This window comes from Zooshikella ganghwensis (assembly GCF_018263875.1).
Taxonomy (GTDB): domain Bacteria; phylum Pseudomonadota; class Gammaproteobacteria; order Pseudomonadales; family Zooshikellaceae; genus Zooshikella; species Zooshikella ganghwensis.
The window spans coordinates 1-2,777 of record NZ_JAEVHG010000052.1; the positions used below are offsets into that span (position 1 = coordinate 1).

Genomic DNA, 2,777 nt, shown 5'->3' on the forward strand with positions numbered 1-2,777 from the left:
GGCGCATCAAAACCAATACGAATTTGGTGACGACTATTTCTTTCCAGGAGCACAATCGTTAAGGGTAAGGTTTCCAGTGTGAGTGTGTCGCCAATACTGAGCCACTGGTTATAATCGAGCTGAGGACTTTTAATCGTAATCCGGGCGTTATGTTGGTAATCTTTTTCAGCGAAAGTCAGAATTGTATGCTCGTTGATAAAGGCTCTTTCTGAACGGCGAAAGGTTAAAATTAACATGCTCAAGTCTCCTCAGTGGACCGTATTCACGGCTTTGACAGGTACGCCTTGCAGGGTGAACGGGGGTTGATGGTGGCACTGGGCCATATCATTTTTTAATGCTTGATATTCATCCGGATGAACAGTAATACACGGTGGTCGTCGCTTTTTCGCAAGCTGGTAATAGTGAATATATTGTTGTGCGCGATGAATGGTTTTTGCGGATTTTTTCGATAAAAAAGTACGACAAATTTCCATGATTAAGCACTCGCCTGTTGAGGTGATTCGGAAAAATCGTAATTTAATATATGTGGGTATTTATCGGCTTGGCTGACTTGTATGGCGTTAGGTATTTTTAACGTCGGCGCATCCTGCAGGGCTTCTTCGGTGGAGCGGGGTAGTTGTCCACCTAAACCGGCGCGTTTAAACCACCATTTCGCCGCTTTGGCTTTGGCATAGCCTTTATGTTCGAAGCACACCCATTCGTTCACAAACTCAAAGCCACAGCGATAGGTGACTTTTAATGACGGTGGCGCATTTAATTTACGGTGAATGCTATACGACACATCGGTAACACTGAGCCACACCGGTTTAATTTGTGATTTTAACAGTGCACCTTTGGATGCTTGATCATTGTGAGGTAAAGATTCACTGGCTGAAAAGGCATACCCACAGCTAGGACATTCCCGCAAAATAGCTTGCAACAGCGACTCACACTTGGGGCATTGTTTGGTGGGTGCTTCACCAGCGGCCCCGTCTTTTTTAACCTTCGATTTGGGTGGCTGAATATTATCAATCGGTCCATGACGCTCGATGTTGTCACCATAATCCAACACCAGGCAATCGGTTTTATCCGTCTCCGGTGAAATACGTAAGCCACGCCCGAGAATCTGCACGTACAAACCAGGGGAATGAATGGCGCGTAAAATGGCAATTAAATCGGTGCGTGGTGCATCAAAGCCGGTGGTTAAAACACCTTGGCTGACCAGACAACGAATACGGCCTTGTTTATAGTCTTCAATGAGTTGCGAGCGTAAACCAATAGGCGTTTGACCATGCACACACTCGGCCTGTATACCATGGTCTTTGAGCATGGTAATAATCTGTAGGCAGTGATTCACCGACACCCCGAAAATTAACCAGGCTTTACGATCCTGTCCCCACTCGCTGATTTCTTTTAACGCTTTGCGGGTAAGGTCCTGGGCATTTAACGCCTTTTCTAAATCTCGCGTGACAAACTCACCCTGGCGAATACTGACGTTGGTTAAATCAATTTGCTCGGTGCCAGGTTGTGAAATTAATGGGGATAAAAAGCCTTGATCAATGAGTTTTTGAATATCGACGTTGTACACCACCTCATTAAATAACGCACCTTCACCTTCGGTTAATAACCCTGTTTTCATGCGATAGGGCGTGGCGGTAAAACCGACTAATTTTACCAAGGGATTCATTAATTTCGCGTCATTTAAAAAGCAGGTATACATACTGTCGTCTTTACCGGCATTAATTAAATGGCACTCATCGACGATAATGATATTAAAGGGTCCTAAATCAAACGCTTTGTTATACACCGATTGAATCCCGGCAAATAACACATCCGCCTGGTGATCTTTACGCCTTAAACTGGCCGAATAAATACCGGAAGGGCAGGTGGGCCAGAGCTGATTTAATTTCGCGTAATTTTGTTCCAGGATCTCTTTGACATGGCTGAGCATAAGTACCCGTTGGTTGGGAAACTGCATCACCCGACGAATAAATTCAGCAATAATCACTGATTTACCGCCCCCGGTGGGTACACAGACCAAGGGATTACCTTGCTGTTGTTGCCAATACTGATAAATAGCGCTTAAGGATTCGTCCTGATACCAGCGTAATTTCATGCCGCGTCCTCCACTAACTGGGCATTAAATGTCGTGCGTAAAGTATGAATGTGGTGGTCGGTTAATAAGGTTTTATCTTCGACTGCGCGTAATTCACCACTTTTAAACTGCTCGGGTGCTTCGCCTGTGATAAAACATTCCCCAGATTTTTTTAGACGATAACGAATCCAGTATTCACCACTGTCAATCACTTCCGCAAAGCTCTTAATTAAATCTGGAATAAATAAATGGGCCTGACAGCCAACGCGTTGATTATGTTCGGGGATCACTAAATTAAAGCGCGCACAATGCCATTGGCCATGATCAACCGCTGATGCATGCAAACAGGTTCGGCAATTAACTGCAGGGACTTGCTCACCATGACAAATAGCATGATGATCGCAGAGTTTGCACTCGTACCAGCTGGGATCATCATTTAATTTTTCCAAGGGCCGATCACTGGCAATAATCCGGGCGGCTTTAGCTAACGTGTTTTCAGCATAGGATTTGTCGTATTTAACCCGTTCGCCATACAACGCATCCGTGTTTTTGTTCACCGCAATATAATAAGCCCGATCGATTTGCTGCAGGTGCATATACACTTGCATCTGGGTAAAGTGCTGCGGTTTGCTTTTTTGTACGCCGTCTTTTTCCAACGATTTAAAACTTTTTTCGCTGTGGGTTTTCATTTCGATGATATGCC

The 2,777-nt window shown here is 44.8% G+C and carries 4 protein-coding genes; all 4 read right to left on the reverse strand.

The window, feature by feature from the left end; translation table 11 throughout:
* The coding region (locus KHS79_RS25685; RefSeq protein WP_212723011.1) for a hypothetical protein at window positions 1–236 on the reverse strand (236 nt) is incomplete at its 3' end.
* A 12-nt stretch (window positions 237–248) separates the two neighbouring features.
* A complete protein-coding gene (locus tag KHS79_RS25690) occupies window positions 249–473 on the reverse strand; it encodes a hypothetical protein (RefSeq protein WP_094787761.1) in 225 nt (74 codons plus the stop codon).
* 2 nt (window positions 474–475) lie between these two features.
* Window positions 476–2,095: a DEAD/DEAH box helicase gene (locus KHS79_RS25695; protein ID WP_212723012.1), complete on the reverse strand. Its 1,620-nt coding sequence runs from the start codon at window positions 2,093–2,095 to the stop codon at window positions 476–478.
* Window positions 2,092–2,777: hypothetical protein (locus KHS79_RS25700; RefSeq protein WP_212723013.1), on the reverse strand; the 686-nt coding region annotated here is incomplete at its 5' end. The genes KHS79_RS25695 and KHS79_RS25700, both read right to left, overlap by 4 nt.